The following is a 21,720-nucleotide window of genomic DNA, read 5'->3' as shown; positions in this document are numbered from 1 at the left end:
CCTATTGTAGCCAATTGGTCGGGTCGCTGCCAAACCAATTGGCTGGAGACAGACGGCCCGATTTGTCTTACTGTGGAAGCCATGAGATACACCGCAAAAGGAGGAGCTTTTCGCATGTGGGAAGCCGCGTTGCACGGATTTGTGCTCGCATTCGGATTAATCCTGCCGCTCGGCGTGCAAAATGTCTTTGTCTTCAATCAGGGGGCGGCCCAGCCGACGCTGTGGCGGGCGCTGCCTGTCGTCCTGACCGCAGCCGTCTGCGACACGCTCCTGATCCTGCTGGCCGTGCTGGGCGTGTCGCTGGCGGTGCTCACCTTTGCCTGGCTGAAAACCATCCTCTATGCCGGGGGCGTCTGCTTTCTCATCTACATGGGCATCCTCACCTGGCGAAGCCGCCCCTCTGCCGAGACGCAGGAGGCGGAGCAGTTCCCGCCGAAACGCCAGGTGATGTTCGCCGCATCGGTGTCGCTGATGAATCCGCACGCGATCCTGGACACGATCGGCGTCATCGGCACCAGCTCGCTGGGCTATGCCGGAGCGGCGAAGTGGGGATTCGCCGCCGCCTGCATTCTCGTCTCCTGGCTGTGGTTTTTCGGACTGGCGCTGGCCGGACGGATGGCGGGCAGACTTGACTCGTCCGGCCGGCTGCTGCGCGCCCTCAACGTCGCCTCCGCCTTTCTCATCTGGGGCGTTGCCGCGTACATGGCGGTTTCGCTGGTGCGGGATCTGACTGCGTAAGGATCGCCAGGAAGCAAGAAAGGGGAGCACGTGGCTTCCCTTTCAATCGTTTTTGGTTAATGTCCCGGATCCATTGTATGCATCTGAATATTTTTTTTATACAAAATATCAGCGCTAAAACTTCCCACTTTTTTTATGGGCTGATCATTCATAAATACAACAATAAACAGGGCTAATACAGTCAATGTCTTCAATGTTTTCATTATTACACACCTCTCCTTTGCCTTTTTTTATAAATTTTACCATACAACCCCTTATATTTTCCACATATTGTATATCAATTGATTTTTTCAACTTAGTGAACTGTGACAGAATGTCAGTCATACATTCGATTATTTCCTGGTAGGCACTCACTTCTCCGTAGGCGCACAAACCGTTAAGATAACTGTCAATCCCTTCCTCATGGGAGCCTGTCTGTATTTGAAACTCTCCCTTGTAGCGATAGTACTTTCCGATCGATCGATGTTTATAGGGAGTCTGTGGATTCTCCGGCAGGATTTCCTTTTCCTTTCTCAGCAGCTCGGCAATTTCATGATGATTGTTTGTCTGCAGATAAATGTCCAGCAGTTCATTCACAACATGAATGCGAGAATCCGGGCTAACCTCGCGTAAACACTCTTTCAGCATGGGAACAGCCACATCATATTCTTTTTTGCGTGCTTTTACGATCGCACACGTAAACTTGGCTGTATATGCAACAAATTCATAATCAAACCTTTCAAACACACGCAAGTGGGATTCAACAGCATCATACTCCCCCAACCAATAAAATGAGTTGATCATGGCCAAGTACGCTCTGGCTGTCAGTTCCGTTTCAGCCGTTTTCAATTTAAGGCCCGCTTCACAATATTCAATACACCGTTCGTATTGCTGGATGTTGTGGGCATGGAGCGCCATCCTAAAATAATAAATCGTTTGTTCATCTCGGCTTAAAAAGTCAATGTAATGCGTAATTTCTTCGCCAACTCGGAATGAATCGTCCAACCGTTTCAAATCATTCCTTTCAATCAGATATTTTTTGAGCAGCCCTTTGGCAATATACTGCGGGATTCCGTGTTCTCTCGCGTACTTGACAATGGTATTGAAAAGCGGCAGGCTGAGCTCGGTATTGGTGGTGGTGTCAGCGAGGTGATACAGCCGTTCCAATGCTGTGTAGGTGTCTGCCTGGGGAGATTGCAGGAACTTGACGGCCACTTTTTCCAACAGTGGAATGCTGCTGCCTCGTTGCATGACATCCTGCAGGATTTCATATAACGTCTCTGACCGTTGTTCGTCTTCCACGTAATATTCAATGATTTCTTCATAGGGCTGAGGCAGGACAGCAGCTAACGCCTTAACTGTTTTGTATTCCGGCCGCTTCGTTTCCCCGCTTTCAATCTTATAAAGTGCCCCTTTGGTCACACCAGTTTGTGCTTCCACTTCCGAAAAAGAAACCCCGCTTTGTTTACGGTAAAGAGATAATAAATCTCCGAGGGTTTTCCTTCGTCGTTGGTTTCTTTCCAACTATAACACTCCATTTCCAAACATTACTATTTTATAGAGATTATAAACAGAAAATAAAAACAGATCAATAAAAATCTTTTTGTCTTTATATCAGTGTATTAAAATGTCGAACGTTTTCTAAAAAGTGAAGTTGGTGACATTTGGTAAATAGTAGGTACAGTAAAGGAAGGAAATGGAATCGCACTATCAATTCTTGGAGGCATTCGGACATGGAGGGCTGGCGCGCCAAAAATCACGAAGACGTTTCGCAAATCATTGAGAACCTCCAAAAACAACTGAATGAGATTGTCAAACAAAAAGGATCGTTGACGGATTGTGCTGTATTGCGTGTAAGCCAGGAACTGGACAGGTACATCGTGGAGCGTCAGCGAATGTTGCTGGAAAGCAGGAAAGGCAGGTTTCTTCTCCGCTCACCTTACCGCAAACATCCCGGCCCGAGCGGGATATCCGAGCGATAAAAAGGAGTTGACGGCTTCTTGAAAAAACCTTTCGGATTCGCAGCAAGTGCCGTCATTGTCGCTGCGGTTGGAATCACATCGGCTGCCGCAGCACAGCTGACCGCTTCTCCCCCCGATCCGGGACAGGAGCGAACGGCTGTGTATGCCGCCGAGGTTCAGCGACTGGCAGAAAGCTGCACGTTTGTCGACAACGGATTGAACGTCCAGGCATTGGATGAAGCGGCAAAAGTGGATGAAAACACTGCGCTTGCAGCGGCGAAGCGATTCATTGGTTCCTCACGCGCGGCGACTGCGGAGAAGGTGACGATGGCGCTGGCGCGATTGACGGATGCGCATGGACAAGGTGTTCCCGTCTGGATTGTAACCTTCCACGGCGTGGAGATGCCGAGAAACGGGAAGCCCGGCAGGAACCAATACGTGAACGCTGATGTTCACGTGATGATTGATGCCAACACCGGCGAAGCGATCGAAATGATCGCCGGCAAGCGTGGTCAATGACAGCAAAAGCCCTGATCCCGACATCATGTTGGGAGCAGGGCTCAGACTGAAGAGACAAACTCCCTCGTTGCCAGTGCAGTCGAGGGAGTTTTTAACCATGCTTCTCCTTTAGATCTGCAAATACACGATCAATAGTTTCCTTTCTGAGCACGTAAAGTCGTTTATTCAATTCGGGAACGGGTTACTTCCCTGGAATCGACATTATTGTGGTGCATAAGGTTTTCCCTTATGGTTTTCTCATTGGTCACACTTGCTCTTGACAACTGTTTTTTCATTATCCGATCATACAAGTCTTTCATTTTCGTAAGATCATGATAATCCATATACTTTTCCAACAAATAAAACTGAGAAAGAATAAATGATTCCGTTATTTCATCATAGGCATTCACCTCTCCGTAAGCGAACAATCCGTCAATATAACTGCCAATCCCTTCATCGAGGGAGCCTGTCTGTATTTGAAACTCTCCCTTGTAGCGATAGTATCTTCCAATCGACTGATGTTTATAGGGTGTTTGCGGATTTTCCGGCAGAATTTCTTTTTCCTTTCTCAGCAGCTCGGCAATTTCATGGTGATTGTTCGTCTGCAGATAAATGTCCAGCAGTTCATTCACAACATGAATGCGAGAATCCGGGCTAATCTCTTGTAAACACTCTTTCAACATGGGAACAGCCACATCATATTCTTTTTTGCGTGATTTTACGATCGCACGGGTAAGCTTGGCCGCTTCCGCAACAAATTCATAATCAAACCTTTCAAACACACACAAGCGTAATTCAACAGCGTCATACTCCCCCAAACGAGAATATGAGTTGATCATGGCCAAATACGCTCTGGCTGTCAGTTCCGATTCAGCCGTATTCAACGCAAGGCCCGCTTCACAATATTCAATACACCGTTTGTATTTTTGAATGGTGTAGGCATGGAGCGCCATCCTAAAATAATAAATCGTCTGTTCGTCTGGGGTTAAAAAGTCAATGTAATGCATAATTTCTTGGCCAAGCCTGAATGAATCGTCCAACCGCTTCAAATCATACCTTTCAATCAGGTATTTTTTGAGCAGCCCTTTGGCAATATACTGTGGGATTCCGTGTTCTCTCGCGTATTTGACAATAGTGTTGAAAAGCGGCAGGCTGAGCTCGGTATTGGTGGTGGTGTCAGCGAGGTGATACAACCGTTCCAACGCTGTATAGGTGTCTGCCTGGGGAGATTGCAGGAACTTGACGGCCACTTTTTCCAACAGCGGAATGCTGCTGCCTCGTTGAATGACATCCTGCAGCACCTCATACAACGTATCTGGCCGTTGTTCTCCTTCCACATAACACTCAATGATTTCCTCAAAGGGCTGAGGCAGGATGGCCGCTAATGCCTTAACTGTTTTATATTCAGGCCGCTTCGTTTCCCCGCTTTCTATTTTATATAGCGCCCCTTTTGTTACTCCAGTCTGCGCCTCAACCTGTGCGAATGAAAGGTTGTTTTGTCTGCGGTAAAGGGACAGCAAATCCCCAATGGTTCTCCGTGGAATTTGGTTATTTGCCAACCAAATCACTCCCAATTCATATTTTTTGCAAAATTATATCCAGATTGTTATACTGCTTCAATATAATGGCTCTCCATTATTTGTCGATCATTGTATAAAATCGTAAAACATAAGAGGTGTTTTTGCCCTTTTAGTAAATGGTGGGTACAGTAAAGGAAGGAAATAGAATCGCACTATCAATCTTGGAGGCATTCGGACATGGAGGGCTGGCGCGCAAAAAATCACGAAGACGTTTCGCAAATCATTGAGAACCTCTGAAATGATCGCCGGCAAGCGTGGTCAATGACAGCAAAAGCCCTGATCCCGACATCATGTTGGGAGCAGGGCTTTTTTCGCGCTCGGATCATCCATCATCTGCGCACCATCGCTGTGTTTATCCCCGCCCAGGCCAGGACAGGATAATAGTAACAGCACAGATCATGCACACGCGAAGGAGCTGAAGTGTAATGACTCGTCACCGTTTCAGGCAGCTTCGCTATCCGTTTATCGCGCTGGCGCTGATATCGGGGTTATTAGCCTTGCATGACCACTACCGCATAAATACCTCCCCGGTCGCGGCCCAACGGGTGCAAACCGTCACCATTGCCAGCGCCGGCTTTTTGCCCAACCGGCTCGTCTTTCACCAGGGAGAGACCGTTTCCCTGACGGTCGTCAACACGGACACCCGTCCCCACAACCTGGTGATTCGCGAGTTGAACATCTCTTCCGCCGATCTGAAACCGAGCCAGTCGACGACGCTCCAGTTTACGGCCAGCAAAAAAGGGCGCTATCCGTTTGTCTCGGATACGCCCGGTTATCCGGAAACAGGGTATCAGGGACTGCTGATTATCGACTAAGCTGTCCTGACGCGAACTGTTCCTGCTGCTCGGCCGAAGCGTGCTTCCACGGCCCAAAGCGGATGATCAGCAGCGGAATGAGTCCGGCTACCGAGGCCAGACCGAAAAACAGGTACGTCTCCAGGATGGAAAACGTGTCCTTGATCCAGCCGCCCAACAGGTTGCAGGTCATCGAGCCCAGACCGTTGCCGATGGAAGCGTAGATGGCAAGCGCGGTCACCTGCAAGGAAGCGGGCGTGTTTTCCCGCACGAACTGCGCTGCCGTGGCCAGATAACATCCGACGGAGAGACCCTGGATGAAAAAGAGGGCGATCACCCAGGTCGTGTCGGGAGCCGTGCTGTACCAGAGCCAGCGCAGGGCGGAGACCGTGCTCGAAAGCAGAATGGTCAGCTCCAGCCCCCAGCGGCGCACAAAGTAACCGGCGATTTTCATAAACGGCGCCTCACTGCCGGCAAAGAGCAGAAAGGCCAGACCCACGCCGGCCACCGTTCCCCCGATGTGCTGGTAGTACAGGGAAAACCAGATGTTATGGGCATTGATCGTCCCAAAGATAAAAAAGGTAGCCGCGAGAAACAGGACAAACCGCGGCAGGCGGATCAGCTGAGTCAGTCCCTTGAACACACTCACGGTAAACGGCGCCGCATCCGTGTGTTCCGGAATCCGGCGCAGAAACAGGCAGGCGATCAGGTAGGCGCCGCAGTACGAGTAAAAAATGGCGGCAGGCCCCCATTGTTCCACCGCCAACCCGGTCAGAAAGGCGGCGAGGGCAAACCCGACTGCGCCCCACATGCGAATGTCGCCGAACTGGACGTTGTGCCGTTTCGCATACCCCAGTGCCAGGCTGTCCGACACGGGTACGACCGCACTTTGAAACACGGACATGGCGATGTAGAGCAAAAACACCCAGGCAAACGTGGAAACGGCGGGAAACAGCAGCCCGATCGCCCCCGCTGCTGCCAGGGTCAGCATCAGGACCTGCTTGCGGATGTGAAAGCGGTCGCAGATCATGCCCCACAGCGGCTGTGTCACAATGGAGATCACCGGTGTCACGGCGCTGATCACGCCGATCTGCGTTCCGGTCAGGCGGATCGAATCGTAGTACTGGGTAATGAGCGGAAAAAACGAGCCGAATCCGTAGTAGGCAAACAGGTAAAATGCGTTCAGGTGGATGCGCTGTGCCCCGCGTTCGTCGCTCGCTTGACTGGTCAGTGCTTCAGACATAAGCTCTCCTTTGGTTCAGGCCGAAGAGACGAGCGTGCCCGCTCGTCTCCTCGGCCAAATTGCGCTTGGGTTCAGATGTCGGAAACGCGGTAATTTCTTGTGGTGACGGTTCTCGTCTCCGTCGGCAGCGGCCCGCTTTACTGCTTCACTGCCGGGAGGATTTTCTCCATGTTGACTGTCCGCTTTTTCTCCCAGGTCTCCGGCTTTGTCTCGTCGTACTGCTCCAGGAACTGGATCACCTCTTTGGTCAACGGCGTCGGCGTGGACGCACCGGACGTGACCGCCACCTTTTTCTTTCCTTTCAGCCATTCCAGATTCAGTTCGGACAAATCAGCGATGCGGTAGGCCGGCACGCCGGCAATCTCTTCCGCCACCTGCGCCAGCCGGTTGGAGTTGTTGCTGCGCGGGTCGCCGACGACGATGCAGAGATCGGCCTCTCCGGCCTGCTCCGCGACTGCCTCCTGGCGCACCTGTGTGGCCAGGCAGATTTCGTTGTAGACCTCCACCTGCGGGAAGCGTTTGATGATCGCGTCCATCAGGTGTTTGACGTCCCACTGGCTCATCGTCGTCTGGTTGGTCACGATCAGTTTGTCGACGGGCAGATTCAGCGCCTCGATCTCGTCCACGGTCTGCACCAGATGCACCCTGTCGGGAGCAATGCCGACAGCTCCCTCCGGCTCCGGATGCCCTTTTTTGCCGATGTAGATGACGTGATACCCCTCCGCCACTTTTTCGCGGATCAGGTCATGGGTCTTGGTGACGTCCGGGCAGGTGGCGTCTACCACGGTCAAGCCCTTTTCACGCGCCTTTTTCCGCACTTCGGGGGAAACGCCGTGCGCGGTGAAGATCACCGTCCCCTTGTCAATCTTGTCGAGCAGCGCCAGCCGGTCTTCGCCGTCCAGCGTCTTTACACCCAGTTTTTCAAACGCCTCAACGACGTGGGCGTTGTGTACAATCATCCCCAAAATGTGAATCGGTCGGGGCAGGTCAAAATTTTGCGCCGTTTTCAGCGCCAGCACCATGGCGTCCACGACGCCGTAACAGTATCCGCGGGGGGAAATCTTGATCACTTCCATGTGTACCCCTCCTCTCGAAATAAACAAACCGTTACTATTATACCTTATTTGCCTGCTTCCCGCTTCCGTTCGTAAACCTTCAGATTATTGTACACAACTTTGAGCAGCGGCGCGGCCACACCCAGTTCCTCCGCCCGCCGCAGCAGGTAGCCCTGCAGGTGATCCGCTTCCACCGGCAGTCCTTTTTCCATGTCGCGCAGCATCGAGGACTTCATTCCGTAGCCCAGATTTTGAAACGTCTTCATCTGCTTCTCGACGATGTCTTCGTCGATCGGGGCATGCAGCGCGCGCATCACGGCGGCCGCCTCTTCGGCCAGTTGGCGCGTCAGCTCCATCCCGTAGACGGCATCGCGGATCGGCCCTACCGCTGCGTTCATCAACGTGGTCATGCCCGACAAGGTGGTGATGAACAGGTACTTGTGCCACATGTCGCGCTGGATGTTGGCGCTCGCCCTGATCGTGGCCGCCGTCCCGGCAAAAGCCCGTTCGATCGCGTCCACCCGCTCGCTTCGCCCGCCTTCCCACTCGCCGAACACCGCTTCGTGCGTCGGGCTGGTCTGCACCACATCGCCATCCTCGTTCAGCGTCGTCTCGATAAAACAGAGACCGCCGAGGACCCGCTCCCGTCCAAAACGCGCCCATAACTGCTCCATGTGGGCAATCCCGTTCAAGAGCGGTATCACCACCGTCTGTTCGCCCACGTACGGAGCAATCGACTCCAGGCTGTCGTCCAGATGATAGGCCTTGTTGGACAGGATCACCACGTCAAAGGGCCCTGCTGCTTCACCTGCGACGATCAACTGCGGTTGGTCGAGATGAATGTCGCCGTGCACGCTATGTACGCGCAGGCCCCGCTTCAACAGCTGTTCCTGCCGACGTTTTCGCACGAGGAAGGTAACATTTTCCCCTTTTTCCGCCAATCGGGCGCCAAAATAACCGCCCACCGCACCTGCTCCCAAGACCAATACGTTCATCCGCATTTCCTCCCCATCTTAGTTCAAAATAGTCTGTCTCCATTCTAATAAAACGGAAGCTGATGCGATACCCCGCACTATTATGTAATAAAACCTAACATTATGCGTCATAAAACCTATTGACAGCGCAAAAATCCAAACACTATAATCGCTAATATGAAATTAAAAAATCGAACATTAACACAGATTTCACCTAAGAATATTCGCCATGGAGTGATCAAAATGGATATGAAATCAGTTCTTTCCCTGATTGAATCAGAAAACATCGAATATGTTGACTTTCGCGTCGTCGACCTGTCCGGCCGCCAGCATCATGTGACCATCCCCGCCTATGCGGTTGACGAAGGGACCTTCCTCAACGGCGTCGCCTTTGACGGCTCCAGCCTGGTTGGGTATAAAGGCATCGAAGACAGCGACATGGTGGCGATGCCCGACCCCGCCAGCGCATTTATCGACCCGTTTGTCGAAGCGAAAACGCTGAACATCGTCTGCGACATTTACAATCCCGACGGCACTCCCTACGAACGCGACCCGCGCGGCATCGCCCTGAAGGCGGAACGCTACCTGAAACAGACAGGCCTGGCCACCGACGCCTACTTCGGCCCGGAATCGGAATTTTTCCTGTTTGACAACGTCCGCTACGCTTCCGGACCGTCCGGTTCCTTCTTCCATATCGACTCCGAGGAAGCGTTCTGGAACACCGGGAAGGAAGGGCAAAACCTCGGCTACAAGGTGCGCAACAAGGGCGGCTACTTCCCCGTGCAGCCGACTGACACACAGGTGGACATCCGCAATGAGATGTGCACACTCATGACCCAAGCCGGCCTGAAAGTGGAGCGCCATCACCACGAGGTGGCCACTGCCGGGCAAGCGGAAATCAACTTCCGCTTTGACACCCTGACGCGCACGGCTGACAACCTGCTGCTGTTCAAGTACATCGTCCGCAACGTGGCGGCCAAACACGGCAAGACGGCCACCTTCATGCCGAAACCGATCGTCGGCGACAACGGCAGCGGCATGCACGTGCATCAAAGCCTGTTTGACGGCGAGCGACCGCTCTTCTACGAAAAAGGCGGCTACGCCAACCTGAGCCAAATGGCGCTCTATTACATTGGCGGCATCCTGTATCACGCCCCGGCCCTGATTGCGCTGACCAATCCGAGCACCAACTCGTTCAAACGGCTGGTGCCCGGCTATGAAGCGCCGGTCAACCTGGTCTTCTCCAAAGGGAACCGCTCCGCTGCCATCCGCATCCCGGTGGCTGCCATGACGCCGAAAGCGGCTCGCATCGAGTTTCGCACCCCGGACTCCACGGCGAATCCGTACCTGGCCTTTGCCGCCATGCTGATGGCCGGTCTGGACGGAATCAAGCGCGGGCTTGATCCGCGCGAACTGGGATTCGGGCCGGTTGACCGCAACATCTACGACCTCACCGATGCAGAAAAACATGAGATCAAGAGCGCACCCGGCTCGCTGGAAGAAGCGCTGAACGCGCTGGAACGCGACCATGCCTTCCTGCTGGAGGGCGGCGTCTTCACTCACGACGTGATCGAAACCTGGATCGCCCTCAAGCGCGACGAAATCCAACAAGTGGAGCGCACCGTCAATCCGAAGGAATACGAACTGTACTACGATCTGTAAGCCAAGCGCTCGGGCAATCCTCCAATCTGGAACCGCGAGAAACCGAATCCGCCGCAAATACAGAAGCAACAAAAAGACCGAGGCATTGTGCCTCGGTCTCAGTTTGTTTGCAGGCAAAATCAGTCATGTGTGATGGTGCCCGCTCGCTCTCTTGACAACCAGCAAAGTAGTCGAATGCGTCCGCTCCAAAACGCGACGCGGATAAGGGGCAAACAACGCTACAACAAACGCAGCCGCTCCGCCAGCTCGCCCGTCGTCTTGGGCAGGCCGGGGCCGAGCCGTTCTTTCACATGGCCGGGAAGGGATTCCCACAGTTCCAGCACGGCGGGCCGTTTGAACTGCAAAACCTCCAGGATGTCCCGACGGGCAAAGACACGCTCCGGCTCCCCTGCCAGCACAAGCCGCCCCGCATCCATCACAAACACCCAGTCCGCCCAGGCGTATGCGAAATCCAGGTCATGCGTCGCCATTACAATTGTCGTGCCTACTGCGTGGATGCGCTCCAACTGACGGACAAAGGCCTCCGTCTGCCACGGGTCCAGGTAGGACGTCGGCTCATCCAGCAGCAGCAGTTCCGGTTCCATCACCATCACGCCGGCCAGGGCCACCCGCCGCTTCTGGCCGAGACTCAGATGATGCACCGGAGTGTCAGCCCACTCACTCAGGCCGAATGCCTCCAGTGTCCGCCGCACTTTTTCCCTGATCTCCGCTTCCGGCAGATGGAGATTGCACAGCCCGTACGACACATCCTCGGCGACAGTGGCAGCGATCAACTGCTGCTCCGGGTCCTGAAACACAAGCCCTACGTTTCGTTTGAGCGCCTGCAGATCTGCCCGCCGCGAACTGATCGGCACGCCTTTCCACAGGACCTGTCCCTTGTGCGGGCGAAAAATGCCGTTTGCATGCAAAAACAGCGTCGACTTGCCGCAGCCGTTGCGGCCGAGCAGCGCACATCGCCGGCCTGCCGGCACGGCCATTGTCACGCCGTTGAGCGCAGGCTGAGCGGCGCCCGGATAGGTGTAATGCACATCGGCAAACTCAAGCACATGCGTTGTCACGTCTCATCCTCCGATCCACCATTCCCATGCCGCCAGCAGCACGCATCCGACCAGTGCCTCCCGTTCGTGCCGCTTGGAGCGGACATGTGTTGACAGGCTGACGACGCGAAAGTCCTCCGTGAAACCTCGCGCCATCATGCCCAGGTACAGCTGCCGATACCGGAGCATCGCACGTGCAAACAGCCGGCTGACCAACCTGCCGGTGTCGCGGAGCGCCGCGCGAATCCCCTGATAGCCGCCCCTCGCGATTTGCGCGGTCCGCAGCCAGGCTGCCGTTTCCAGAAACACAAACCCCAGACGGTACATAAGCATCACCAGATCGGTCAGCACCACCGGCAGGCCGATGCGGCGCAGCACCTGGAGCAGTTCGGCAAACGGCACGGTAAAGAGCACGAAATACAAGCAGGACAGTGCCGCGAGGGAACGGCACATGAGGGTCACTGCCCGGTCGACGCCGTCCGTGGTCACATAGATCACCCAGCCTCCCCACTGCCAGGCGGCCAGGACATTGGCGCCGCTGCTCCACCCGGACGAAGGCGCCGCTTCCACCAACAGGGCCGGCATTCCCGCGGCCAGAAACGAACATGCGAGAACGAGCCCGACCAGGTAGACGCGCCAGGGAATGCGGGCGTAGGCGACAATCCAGATGCTGATCCAGACAAAGGCGGCAATCTGCACGGGCGGATGGCTGACCAGGACGATCAACATCAGCGCCACGGCAAACAGCAGCTTGCAGCCGGGGGACAGGCGGCGCAGCCGGTTGGTGTAGGCGAGCGTATCCAACTGGTCGATCATTGTTCTTTGCCGTTGTTCAACCGACCCCGGTACAGGCCGATTGCATATCCGATAAATCCGGCGCCCAGCGCGGCCTGCACGGCAAACAGCAGGCTTTCCGTCTCGCCGCCCGGCGGCTCCACAAGCGGCTGGAACCAGGGCTCATAGTCGGGGGCCACTTCTTTGATCGCTTCTTCCGCCGCGCCGTCCGCTCCGCCAAACTCCGAATCTTTCACCAATATCAGCGGCAGCACGGCCAACAACGCCACCAGCAGCAACAGCACCCAGTTTGACCAGCGTTTCACTTACATCCCCTCCCGTTTGAGCAGCGGCAGTTGCGACAGTTCTTTTGCATTGTACGACTGCAGCCAGTTCCAGACGAGCACCGTCAGCAGTCCCTCGCTTACGGCCAGCGGCACCTGCGTCAGCGCGAAGATGCCGGCAAATTTGGCGAACGAGGCGGCGACACCACCGGATGCTGCCGGAAACGCCAGCGCCAGCTGCAGTGACGTCACCACGTACGTGGTCAGGTCGGCCAGGGCAGCCGCCAGAAACACTGCCAGCCGCTGGCCGCCGTTGGCCCGCAGCACCAGCCGATACACCCCGTAGGCCACAAACGGCCCGACCACTGCCATGGAAAACGCGTTGGCCCCCAGCGTGGTCAAGCCGCCGTGGGCGAGCAGCAGGGCCTGGAACAGCAGCACCAAGGTGCCCAGCACCGACATGACCAGCGGACCGAACAGGATGGCTCCCAGGCCGGTCCCGGTCGGGTGGGAACTGCTCCCGGTCACAGACGGAATTTTCAATGCGGACAGAACAAAGGCAAACGCCCCCGCCACCCCCAGCAGCAGCTTCAACTCGGGGTTATCCTGGACCCGCCGCTTGATGGAGCGCAGGCCCAGCAGGAAAAAGGGCAGAAACGCGGCCCACCAGAACAGCGCCCACTCCACCGGCAAAAAGCCTTCCATGATGTGCATGGCGTGTCCGGTCTCCGGCTCATTCAGCAGAAAGTACAGGACAAATCCCGTCACAAGCATTCCGCTCATCAACGAACGCGAACGGCTCATCGAGCATCCTCTCCCTATCTGGTTCGACATCCAACGTCCAAGAAAAAAACTCATCCGGCCGGATGAGCTTTGCGCAATGTGAATAGACGACTACTTCCTCAAACAAAACAGTCGTACTGCCTGGGCTCACCTCTCCTTTCCTCGAAGGCTGTTGGGTGCGGCAGCTAGGTAGGTCTCCTGGCTTCCAGATCATCACGCTCTTTTGCCTTCCCCGTCCGGCGAGCGGCGAGTGGCCTGTCAAAAGAGAATTCCCTGGTTACAGTGGCGGGACCGCTCGGGATTTTCACCCGATTCCCTGTTACCCCTTATCCGCATAAGGGCACCTAGCTCCGTTGTATTCGGTTTTTTTCCTTTCCATCTTGGACGTTTGCGTCCATTATAAACGAGCCCCCGCGAAAGCAAAAGAGGGGAGAATCGTCTCCGAGGTGCGCTATCTATCGTGCGTCCACGCCTACCGCGTCGCTGATGCGGGCAAACCCGTCCTTCTTCAACAGCTGCACCAGCCGTTTGTTAATCTGCCGCGCAATACCCGGCCCGCGGTAGATCATTCCCGTGTACACCTGCACCAGGCTGGCGCCGGCGCGAATCTTGCGGTAGGCGTCGTCACCGGTGAAGATGCCGCCCACTCCGATGATCGGCACCTTGTCCCCCACTTCCTGGTAAATTTCTCTCACCCAGGCGGTGGACCGCTCCTCCAGCGGCTTTCCGCTCAAGCCGCCCACTTCTTCTGCGTACGGGTGGTTTTCCACCCCATCACGGGACAGTGTGGTGTTGGTGGCGATGATGCCGGCCGCCCCTTCAGCCACCGCGGCCCTGACCACGTCACTCATCTGCTCGTCCGCCATGTCGGGCGATACCTTCACCAGGATCGGCTTCGCCTTGGCGCCGCGCATCTCCAGTTCGGCCGCCTTGGCCTTTACTTCGCGGAGAATGGACCGCAGGCTGTTGGCCTCCTGCAAGTCGCGCAGGTTGGGCGTGTTGGGCGAGCTGACGTTGATCACAAAATAATGGCCGTACGAATAGAGCAGGTCCAGGCACTTGCTGTAGTCGGAAGCCGCTTCTTCATTGGGCGTCAGCTTGTTCTTGCCGATGTTGATGCCGATCGGGATGTCGGCATAGGCGTAGTCCAACAGGTTTTGCGAGGCGGTGTAGGCGCCGTAATTGTTGAACCCCATGCGGTTAATGACCGCCTGCTTCTCCGGCAGGCGGAACAGCCGCGGCTGCGGATTGCCCGGTTGTCCCTGCGGCGTGATTGTGCCCACTTCCACGAATCCAAAGCCCAGCGAAGCCAACGCGTGGTAGACTTCGGCGTTTTTGTCAAATCCGGCGGCCAGGCCGACTGGATTGGGAAAGCGAATGCCCCAGAGCGTTGTCTCCAGACGTTCGTCGCGGAACTGATACACCATCTTCAGGATGCTTTTGCCCGGTGCGGAGTTTTCCACTGACCGGAGCAGGTGTATGGTCTTCTCATGCGCTTCTTCTGCGCTCATCTTAAACAGGAATTTTTTGACCAGTTGATACATCACTGCACTCCTCACTCGTTCTACTGCCTAGTAGCATACCATATTTGCAAAAGGGTGCGCACTACGAGAGAAGTACCCTTTCCCTTCGGTTACGGAAAAACTTCTGCCGCGATACGAGGATAGACCCTGGTCCATTGGCAGCAGACGGCTGTTTCGGTTCCTACTCCTCCCGTCTGCAGACAGCCGGCCCCTCTAGCAACTAGTATCCTCATTCCCTATGCCTGTATTCTCTTAAACCCGATCTCCCGACAAAAAAAACTGCCTGCCCCGATTGGCAGGGCAGGCAGTTGGTCACGGTTTTGCTGTGTCGGCTGGGATCGTCCCGGCCCGGTCAGTTTTTCACCAGCAGCACGTCGTCGATAGAGACGTACGGCAGGTTGTGCGCTTCGGCGACGGCCTTGTAGGTCACGTTCCCCTCGATCACGTTGACCCCTTTGGCCAGCGCGCGGTTGTCCAGGATCGCTTGGCGGTAGCCCTTGTTGGCAAGCTGCACAGCGTACGGCACGGTCACATTGGTCAGTGCCAGCGTGGAAGTGCGCGCCACCGCGCCCGGCATGTTGGCAACCGCGTAGTGGATCACGCCGTGTTTTTCGTAGGTCGGGTTGTCGTGCGTGGTGATGCGGTCGATCGTTTCGATGGAACCGCCCTGGTCGATCGCCACGTCGACGATCACAGAGCCCGGTGCCATCGTTTTGACCATCTCTTCCGTCACCAGGCGAGGTGCACGGGCACCAGGGATGAGCACGGCGCCGATGAGCAGGTCCGCCTTTTTCACGGCGTTGGCGATGTTGAACGAATTGGACATCAGGGTTTGCACGCGACCTTGGAACAGGTCATCCAGTTGGCGCAGGCGATCAGCATTCACGTCGATAATCGTGACGTTGGCGCCCAGACCGACTGCCATTTTGGCAGCGTTGGTGCCGACGATGCCGCCGCCGATGATGACCACTTCACCTTTTTGCACACCAGGTACGCCGCCGAGCAGCACGCCCTTGCCGCCGTACGGTTTCTCCAGGAACTGCGCGCCGATTTGCACGGACATGCGGCCGGCCACTTCGGACATCGGCATCAGGAGAGGCAGTGAACCGTTGTCCAATTGAATGGTTTCATACGCGATCGCCACCACTTTTTTCTCCATCAGGGCGCGAGTCAGCTCCGGTTCCGGCGCCAGGTGCAGGTAGGTGAACAGGACCAGGCCTTCGCGGAAGTAGCCGTATTCGGACGGAAGCGGTTCTTTTACTTTCATCACCATATCGGCTGCCCACGCTTCCGCTGCCGTTGCGACGATCTCCGCTCCTACCGCCGTGTAATCGTCGTTGGTAAAGCCGCTGCCCAGGCCGGCACCGTTTTCGATGCGAACCGTGTGGCCGTTTTGCACCAGCGCAGCCACGCCGGCAGGGGTAATGGCTACGCGATTTTCGTTGTTTTTAATCTCTTTGGGAATCCCTACAATCATGCTGGTTATCCTCCTTCGCAACGCCGTATAACGAGTTACTGCTATTGTACAGCGTTTTCAAAACGTGTTTCCTTGGGGATTCCCTTAATCTTTTGCCGATCTGTTTGTGAATTTTCACAAACGAACTAGCGTTCCTGGTCCAACTTATCCATTTTCAGTTCCAGATACAACGCGGCGCGCTGATTCATGTCCTCCAGGTCGACTCGCAGAATCTCCTCGATCCGGCGCAGGCGGTACCCAAGCGTGTTGATGTGGATGTGCAGCCGCTGGGCGGTGACGTTGGACCGGCCGGCAGCGTCCAGGTACGTCTCCAGCGTCTCCATCAGCGCAGTCTGGTTTTCCCTGTCATACGCCTTGAGCCGGGCCAGCCGGTCGTTTTGGTAGCCCTGCTCTTCGTCCCACTCCTTCAGCTTCAGCAGGTAGCGGTAGATGCCCAGTTCGTGGTACCCGTGGATCCCTTCTGTCTCACGCGGAAACAGCCGCTTTACCCGGACCGCGTGGAGCGCTTCCCGGTAGCTTTTTACGATGTCGGGGTAGGCCCTGTAGACGCAGCCGTAACCGGCCGTCACCTGGCCTTCGCGGACGTGGGTCACCAGCTTGCTGAGCGAGTCGGCCAGAAACTGCTCGGTTTTGCGCAGCAGCTCGTCTTTCCCTTCCTTGCCTCGACCGAAAAGACCGATCAGCAGCACGATCTGTCCGTCATCCACCACCCACAGCAGCTTGTCGCGCATCAAAAGCGGGTAGAGGTACTGCTCCAGCCCCGTTCCGGCCGCCTCGATGACGCAGATGAGGTAGGAGGAAGGCAGCTTCATCTGCAGGCTTTCCGCTTTTTGCCGAATCAGCGCGTCACTGGTGTGATTGCCCAACAACAACTCCCAGAGAAACTCCTTGCGCCGCCGCTCCTCCGCCTTCCGCTTTCCCTGCCGCTGCACCAGCCGGGTCACCGCTGCCCGCGCCGCCTGTCGCAATATTTCGTCGTCTTCCTCGGTCAAGGGGCGGTTTACTTCCTGGGCCCAGATGTATCCCAGCACGTCGCTGCCGCGGCGAATCGCAATCGCCACCCGCTTGCCGAGCCCCACCTCGTCTTTTGCCGGGATGTGCACGGGGTCGTCCTTGGTCAAAAGCTCCTGAAACACCCCGTCTTTCCACAACCGGGTCAGCACGTGTTCCGGCACCCGCCGGCCCATGATCGTCGACCAGCGGGCCTGGTCGGTGCTTTCGCCGTGGGAGCTGTAGGCGATCAGCCTGTGGTCGGCGTCTTCGATCGTGATCGGGTTTTGCAACAGATCCCCGATGATGTCCGCCAGTTCTTCAATATCCGCATGTTGGTACTTCTGAAAGTAATCAGGTTGAACAGACACGGTTCCACCTCTTTGCCGACCATGTGTACGTAGTTCTATTATACCGGAAAGGTGGAACGAGGCGGAACAAAAGATAGCGAGACACCGCAATGCCCGCCCGGCAGCGATACCTGCCTGACGTCATGCATGGACAGCCTGGCCGATCCCGCCCCGAACTGCCTCCCAGAGCGTTTCGGACAGTGTCGGATGGGGCGCGATCAGGGTTTCCGCCGCCTCGGCTGTCATTTCCGTGTGCAGCATCAGCGAAGCCTGACCGATTAACTCGGTTGCCCGCGGTCCCACCAGGGAAATGCCCACGATTTCATGATAGCGAGGTTCGATCAAGACTTTTGCCTTGCCGGCTGTCTCCTGCAAAATCTGCGCCTTGCCGTTGGCCGCAAAGGGAAACTCGCCGATCCGGATCTCGCCGTACGTTTCCCGCGCCTGCCGCTCAGTCAGTCCCACCGACGCCACTTCCGGCGAAGTGTAGATGCAGCGCGGCACTGTGCGGTAATCGACGCTGCGGTCCCCTCCGCAGATGTTGACGGCGCTCACCTCTCCTTCATGAAACGCCACGTGCGCGAGCTGAATTCCCCCGATCACATCGCCCGCCGCGAAAATGTGCGGCAGGTTGGTCTGCATCCGCTCGTTCACCTCGACCCCGCGCGAAGTGACGCGCACCCCGATCCGTTCCAACCCCAGACCGGCCACCCGGGGCCTGCGCCCGATTGCCACGAGAACAGCATCTGCGGCAATTTCGATCACCCCCTCCGGTGTACGCACCCGCGCTGTTTTCGTCGCGTGATCCAGCGCTTCCACACGGCTGCCCAAATGAACGGTGACCCCCGCTTGCCTCAATCCCCGCTCCAGGACGGCGGCGATGTCTGCGTCTTCGCCAGGCAGCAGTTGGTCTGCCATTTCGACGACGATCACGCTGCTGCCCATCCGCCCGTACAGCGAAGCAAATTCACAGCCGATCACGCCGCCGCCCACGATCAGCAGGACGGGCGGGGCGGCGTCAAGCGACATGGCATGACCGCTGTGCAGGACCCACTCGCCGTCAAACGGCGCAAACGGCAGGGCGATCGGCTCCGAGCCGCTGGCGATGAGAAAGCGGTCCGCTTCCAGCCGCTGTTCACCGTCACTCCGCTCAATGAGCAGCCGGTGCTCGTCGATGAAGGACGCCCTCCCGCGGATGACCTGCACCTGGTTTTTCTTCATCAAGTGATGAACCCCGCTGGTCAACCTGCGCACAATGCCCTGCTTGTACGCCTGCACATTTTTCCAGTTGACGCTTGTTGCTTCCGCCGGCACGTCAATGCCAAAGCGGCCGGCACGCTGAACATGCTGGTACATCTCTGCCGACTCCAGCAGCGCTTTGGTCGGCATGCAGCCTTCGTTCAGACAAGTGCCGCCCAATTCCTTTTCTTCGATCAAAAACACCCGTTTCCCCAGGCGCGCGGCGGTAATTGCCGCCACGTACCCTGCCGGACCTCCGCCAATAATCGCAACGTTTTGCATGTGATGTCCTCCCTAAAGCAGCAGGTTGTACGGCTCTTCCAGATAGCGCTTCACCGTCGCCAGAAATGCCGCTGCCGGAGCGCCGTCAAGCACCCGGTGATCAAAGGTGAGCGAGAGCGGCAGCATGCTTCGCCGCACAAGTTCGTCGCCGACAAAGACAGGCGTATCCTTTGCGGCCCCGACACCGAGAATCCCCGTCTCCGGCGGGTTGAGGATCGGGGTAAAGGTGTCCACGCCGTATCCGCCCAGATTGGTGATGGTGAAGGTGGAGCCTTTCATCTCATCCGGCGCAAGCTGGTTTTGGCGGGCGCGATCCACCAGCGACCTGATTGTTCCGGACAGTTCTGCCAGCGACAGCGTCCCGGCCCGCCTGATGACTGGCACCACCAGTCCTTTTTCCAGAGCGACGGCAATGCCCAGATGAATCTCCTCGTACCGCTCGATGTGATCGCCGAGAAACGCGCTGTTCATGTCCTTGTGGCGGGACAGGGCCAGCACGACCGCCCTAGCGATCAAATCGGTGACGGTCAGCTTCACCCCGCAGCGCTCCTGCAGCTCGCCAGCTACTTGTTCCTTCATCCGCAGCAAGTCGGTCACATCGGCATGCATCGTTATGGTGAGCTGGGCGCTCTGCATCAGGCTGTGTTTCATCCGCTCGGCAATGACCTTGCGCATGCCCGCCACCGGAATGCGTTCGGCGCTCATTGTCCCAACCGGCTCCGCGTCAACCTGTCCGGCCGACGCGTTTGCTGCGTTTTCCCGCGCCGCCAGCGCCGCCTCGATATCCTCCTTGGTAATGCGTCCCTGCGGACCCGATCCGACGATGCGCGTGTAGTCCAGTCCAGCCTCTTCGGCCATTTTGCGGGCCACTGGCGAAATCTTGACGCCTTCCCGCGACAGGGCCGAACCTGCCGCCGGTGTCCTTCCTGTCGCCGGTGCTCCCGGCGCGGCAGTCGCAGTCGTCACCGGCTCTGCAGCCGCCAGCGAAGCGGCCGCTTCCACCTGTGCAGCACCAGCTGCCGGCACCTCTGTTATCGTCTCGTTTGGTTGGCCTACCACACCCAGCACGGTACCGTAGGGAACGACGCCCCCCTCGGCTACGTCAATGCGCAGCAGGACGCCATCGGCCGGTGCTTCCACTTCCATCTCGATTTTTTCCGAGCTGATCTCGACGATGCCCTCCCCCTTTTTCACGGCATCGCCCACTCGTTTTTTCCAGGCGATGACGGTCCCCTCCACCATCGCCATGCCCAGTTTGGGCATAATCACTTCATGTGCCATGCTGATCTCTCCTCCCCCTGCTTCGACGTCACCCAAAAACGAGCCAGGAGCACCCGGCGCGGCTGCCGCACCGAACCGAATGCTCCTGGGCAAACAACCATGTACCGGTCCCGCTCACTCCCGCGATCAGGACGGCCAGCGGGCTTTTCCGCCATCGGGCAGCGATTACGTCACCGCCGCGATGGACGCGTCACCGATCAGTTCCGAGACGGCCTCCACCACTTTCTGGGGCGAAGGCAGATACAACTCCTCCAGGGGCGGCGAAAACGGCACCGGAGTATGCGGCGCGGTGATCCGCTTGATCGGCGCATCCAGTGTATCGAAGCCCTTGTCCGCCACCAAGGCCGCGATATCGGTCGCCACGCTGCAGCGCGGATTGGCTTCGTCGACCACGATCAGGCGATTGGTCTTGGCGACCGACGCGAGGATGGTGTCTTCGTCCAGCGGCGAAAGCGTGCGCGGGTCCACCACTTCTGCCTCGACGCCTTTTTGGGCCAGTCGCTCCGCCGCCTGCAGCGCCGTGTGGACCTGCTTGCCGATGGCCACGATCGTCACGTCGCTGCCGACCCGTTTGATGTCCGCCTTGCCGAGCGGCAGGGTGTAATACTCTTCCGGCACGTCACCGGTAGTGTTGTACAGGGTCTTGTCTTCAAAGAAAATCACCGGGTCGTTGTCCTCGATGGAAGCGAGCAGCAGCCCTTTGGCATCATACGGGGTGGACGGGACGACCACCTTGATGCCCGGGATGTGGGTAAACATTGCGTACAGGCTTTGGGAGTGCTGGGCGGCGGCGCTAAAGCCCGCGCCGTGCATGGTCCGAATCGTGACGGGCACCTGCGCCTTGCCGCCGAACATGTAGCGGAACTTGGCCCCCTGGTTCATCACCATGTCGAGACAGCTGCCGATAAAGTCGTTAAACATCAGTTCCGCGATCGGGCGCAGGCCGGTTGCCGCGGCTCCCATCGCAGCTCCGATAAAGCCGGCTTCCGTAATCGGCGTGTCCAGCACCCGCTCACGGCCAAACTCCTGCACCAGTCCCTTGGTCACACCGAGCACTCCGCCCCAGGCTTCGTCATCCTGCAGATGGTCCACCTGCGCACCTCCGGCCACGTCTTCGCCGAGCAGGATGACGTTTTCGTCAGCCCGCATGGCCAGCCTGATCGCTTCGTTGACAGCGGCAGAAAAGCTGATTTTTCTCGTCATGTTCATCCTCCTT

Annotated in this window: 20 protein-coding genes and 1 riboswitch; of the genes, 5 read left to right on the top strand and 15 right to left on the bottom strand. The window is 57.0% G+C overall.

The window, feature by feature from the left end; translation table 11 throughout:
- The first annotated feature begins 114 nt into the window (after window positions 1–114).
- A complete protein-coding gene (locus Q7F15_RS03270) occupies window positions 115–738 on the top strand; it encodes a LysE/ArgO family amino acid transporter (RefSeq protein WP_212132878.1) in 624 nt (207 codons plus the stop codon).
- Between the two features lie 144 nt (window positions 739–882).
- Here the strand turns inward: Q7F15_RS03270 and Q7F15_RS03265 are convergent, their stop codons facing one another.
- The gene (locus Q7F15_RS03265; RefSeq protein WP_230077391.1) at window positions 883–2,241 is read right to left on the bottom strand and encodes a helix-turn-helix domain-containing protein; all 1,359 of its coding nucleotides are present in this window, start codon (window positions 2,239–2,241) and stop codon (window positions 883–885) included.
- A 209-nt stretch (window positions 2,242–2,450) separates the two neighbouring features.
- Between Q7F15_RS03265 and Q7F15_RS03260 the strand changes: the two genes are divergently transcribed.
- Window positions 2,451–2,699 carry an aspartyl-phosphate phosphatase Spo0E family protein gene (locus Q7F15_RS03260; protein ID WP_304415099.1) on the top strand — a complete coding sequence of 83 codons (249 nt, stop codon included), beginning with the start codon at window positions 2,451–2,453 and terminating at the stop codon, window positions 2,697–2,699.
- Window positions 2,700–2,717: 18 nt separating this feature from the next.
- Entirely contained in the window at window positions 2,718–3,197 is a 480-nt protein-coding gene (locus tag Q7F15_RS03255; protein WP_304415098.1) for a hypothetical protein, read from the top strand.
- 161 nt (window positions 3,198–3,358) lie between these two features.
- Here the strand turns inward: Q7F15_RS03255 and Q7F15_RS03250 are convergent, their stop codons facing one another.
- Window positions 3,359–4,735 (bottom strand): helix-turn-helix domain-containing protein, encoded by a 1,377-nt coding sequence (locus tag Q7F15_RS03250; protein ID WP_304415097.1) that lies wholly within the window; start codon window positions 4,733–4,735, stop codon window positions 3,359–3,361.
- Window positions 4,736–5,181: 446 nt separating this feature from the next.
- Between Q7F15_RS03250 and Q7F15_RS03245 the strand changes: the two genes are divergently transcribed.
- Window positions 5,182–5,571: a cupredoxin domain-containing protein gene (locus Q7F15_RS03245; RefSeq protein ID WP_171566811.1), complete on the top strand. Its 390-nt coding sequence runs from the start codon at window positions 5,182–5,184 to the stop codon at window positions 5,569–5,571.
- Here Q7F15_RS03245 and Q7F15_RS03240 read toward each other — a convergent pair.
- The 3 genes from Q7F15_RS03240 to panE form a co-directional block, all read right to left on the bottom strand.
- Entirely contained in the window at window positions 5,561–6,793 is a 1,233-nt protein-coding gene (locus Q7F15_RS03240) for an MFS transporter (protein WP_230077393.1), read from the bottom strand. The genes Q7F15_RS03245 and Q7F15_RS03240 overlap by 11 nt on opposite strands.
- A gap of 137 nt (window positions 6,794–6,930) precedes the next feature.
- A complete protein-coding gene (locus Q7F15_RS03235; protein WP_171566809.1) occupies window positions 6,931–7,869 on the bottom strand; it encodes a 4-hydroxy-3-methylbut-2-enyl diphosphate reductase in 939 nt (312 codons plus the stop codon).
- Window positions 7,870–7,913: 44 nt separating this feature from the next.
- Complete coding sequence (panE, locus tag Q7F15_RS03230; protein WP_230077394.1) at window positions 7,914–8,843, bottom strand: 2-dehydropantoate 2-reductase; 930 nt, start codon at window positions 8,841–8,843, stop codon at window positions 7,914–7,916.
- Window positions 8,844–9,065: 222 nt separating this feature from the next.
- Here panE and glnA point away from each other — a divergent pair, with 222 nt between their 5' ends.
- Entirely contained in the window at window positions 9,066–10,484 is a 1,419-nt protein-coding gene (gene glnA, locus Q7F15_RS03225) for a type I glutamate--ammonia ligase (protein WP_304415096.1), read from the top strand.
- Window positions 10,485–10,702: 218 nt separating this feature from the next.
- Here the strand turns inward: glnA and Q7F15_RS03220 are convergent, their stop codons facing one another.
- The 10 genes from Q7F15_RS03220 to Q7F15_RS03175 form a co-directional block, all read right to left on the bottom strand.
- A complete protein-coding gene (locus Q7F15_RS03220; RefSeq protein ID WP_304415095.1) occupies window positions 10,703–11,542 on the bottom strand; it encodes an energy-coupling factor ABC transporter ATP-binding protein in 840 nt (279 codons plus the stop codon).
- A gap of 3 nt (window positions 11,543–11,545) precedes the next feature.
- Window positions 11,546–12,337, bottom strand: a complete 792-nt coding sequence (gene cbiQ / locus Q7F15_RS03215; protein WP_304415094.1) for a cobalt ECF transporter T component CbiQ — start codon at window positions 12,335–12,337, stop codon at window positions 11,546–11,548.
- Window positions 12,334–12,621: an energy-coupling factor ABC transporter substrate-binding protein gene (locus Q7F15_RS03210; RefSeq protein WP_230077396.1), complete on the bottom strand. Its 288-nt coding sequence runs from the start codon at window positions 12,619–12,621 to the stop codon at window positions 12,334–12,336. The genes cbiQ and Q7F15_RS03210 overlap by 4 nt, the downstream gene beginning before the upstream one ends.
- Window positions 12,622–13,383, bottom strand: coding sequence for an energy-coupling factor ABC transporter permease (locus Q7F15_RS03205; protein WP_304415093.1), 762 nt, complete (start codon window positions 13,381–13,383; stop codon window positions 12,622–12,624). It lies immediately after the preceding gene.
- 150 nt (window positions 13,384–13,533) lie between these two features.
- Window positions 13,534–13,725: riboswitch (cobalamin riboswitch) on the bottom strand.
- 92 nt (window positions 13,726–13,817) lie between these two features.
- Entirely contained in the window at window positions 13,818–14,906 is a 1,089-nt protein-coding gene (locus tag Q7F15_RS03200; RefSeq protein WP_230077397.1) for a quinone-dependent dihydroorotate dehydrogenase, read from the bottom strand.
- 331 nt (window positions 14,907–15,237) lie between these two features.
- A complete protein-coding gene (ald, locus tag Q7F15_RS03195) occupies window positions 15,238–16,362 on the bottom strand; it encodes an alanine dehydrogenase (protein WP_171566801.1) in 1,125 nt (374 codons plus the stop codon).
- A 125-nt stretch (window positions 16,363–16,487) separates the two neighbouring features.
- Window positions 16,488–17,723 (bottom strand): PucR family transcriptional regulator, encoded by a 1,236-nt coding sequence (locus tag Q7F15_RS03190; protein ID WP_304415092.1) that lies wholly within the window; start codon window positions 17,721–17,723, stop codon window positions 16,488–16,490.
- A gap of 120 nt (window positions 17,724–17,843) precedes the next feature.
- Complete coding sequence (gene lpdA, locus Q7F15_RS03185) at window positions 17,844–19,223, bottom strand: dihydrolipoyl dehydrogenase (protein ID WP_304415091.1); 1,380 nt, start codon at window positions 19,221–19,223, stop codon at window positions 17,844–17,846.
- 12 nt (window positions 19,224–19,235) lie between these two features.
- Window positions 19,236–20,504, bottom strand: a complete 1,269-nt coding sequence (locus Q7F15_RS03180) for a dihydrolipoamide acetyltransferase family protein (RefSeq protein ID WP_212132888.1) — start codon at window positions 20,502–20,504, stop codon at window positions 19,236–19,238.
- Between the two features lie 165 nt (window positions 20,505–20,669).
- On the bottom strand, window positions 20,670–21,707 hold the full coding sequence (locus tag Q7F15_RS03175; RefSeq protein ID WP_171566797.1) for an alpha-ketoacid dehydrogenase subunit beta: 1,038 nt from the start codon (window positions 21,705–21,707) through the stop codon (window positions 20,670–20,672).
- Between the last annotated feature and the right edge of the window lie 13 nt (window positions 21,708–21,720).

Origin of the sequence: Brevibacillus aydinogluensis (genome assembly GCF_961514395.1) — a bacterium.
GTDB classification, from domain to species: Bacteria; Bacillota; Bacilli; order Brevibacillales; family Brevibacillaceae; genus Brevibacillus; species Brevibacillus aydinogluensis.
The sequence above is the reverse complement of the archived record's forward strand: the minus strand, read 5'-3'. Positions and strand labels throughout refer to the sequence as shown.

What these genes read in the sequence shown, in the direction of transcription:
- Q7F15_RS03270 (WP_212132878.1), top strand. Translation starts at nt 115, where the DNA reads ATGTGGGAAGCCGCGTTGCACGGATTTGTGCTCGCATTCGGATTAATC.
- Q7F15_RS03260 (WP_304415099.1), top strand. Translation starts at nt 2,451, where the DNA reads ATGGAGGGCTGGCGCGCCAAAAATCACGAAGACGTTTCGCAAATCATT.
- Q7F15_RS03245 (WP_171566811.1), top strand. Translation starts at nt 5,182, where the DNA reads ATGACTCGTCACCGTTTCAGGCAGCTTCGCTATCCGTTTATCGCGCTG.
- Q7F15_RS03240 (WP_230077393.1), bottom strand. Translation starts at nt 6,793, where the DNA reads ATGTCTGAAGCACTGACCAGTCAAGCGAGCGACGAACGCGGGGCACAG.
- Q7F15_RS03235 (WP_171566809.1), bottom strand. Translation starts at nt 7,869, where the DNA reads ATGGAAGTGATCAAGATTTCCCCCCGCGGATACTGTTACGGCGTCGTG.
- panE (WP_230077394.1), bottom strand. Translation starts at nt 8,843, where the DNA reads ATGAACGTATTGGTCTTGGGAGCAGGTGCGGTGGGCGGTTATTTTGGC.
- glnA (WP_304415096.1), top strand. Translation starts at nt 9,066, where the DNA reads ATGGATATGAAATCAGTTCTTTCCCTGATTGAATCAGAAAACATCGAA.
- cbiQ (WP_304415094.1), bottom strand. Translation starts at nt 12,337, where the DNA reads ATGATCGACCAGTTGGATACGCTCGCCTACACCAACCGGCTGCGCCGC.
- Q7F15_RS03205 (WP_304415093.1), bottom strand. Translation starts at nt 13,383, where the DNA reads ATGAGCCGTTCGCGTTCGTTGATGAGCGGAATGCTTGTGACGGGATTT.
- Q7F15_RS03200 (WP_230077397.1), bottom strand. Translation starts at nt 14,906, where the DNA reads ATGTATCAACTGGTCAAAAAATTCCTGTTTAAGATGAGCGCAGAAGAA.
- ald (WP_171566801.1), bottom strand. Translation starts at nt 16,362, where the DNA reads ATGATTGTAGGGATTCCCAAAGAGATTAAAAACAACGAAAATCGCGTA.
- lpdA (WP_304415091.1), bottom strand. Translation starts at nt 19,223, where the DNA reads ATGCAAAACGTTGCGATTATTGGCGGAGGTCCGGCAGGGTACGTGGCG.
- Q7F15_RS03180 (WP_212132888.1), bottom strand. Translation starts at nt 20,504, where the DNA reads ATGGCACATGAAGTGATTATGCCCAAACTGGGCATGGCGATGGTGGAG.
- Q7F15_RS03175 (WP_171566797.1), bottom strand. Translation starts at nt 21,707, where the DNA reads ATGACGAGAAAAATCAGCTTTTCTGCCGCTGTCAACGAAGCGATCAGG.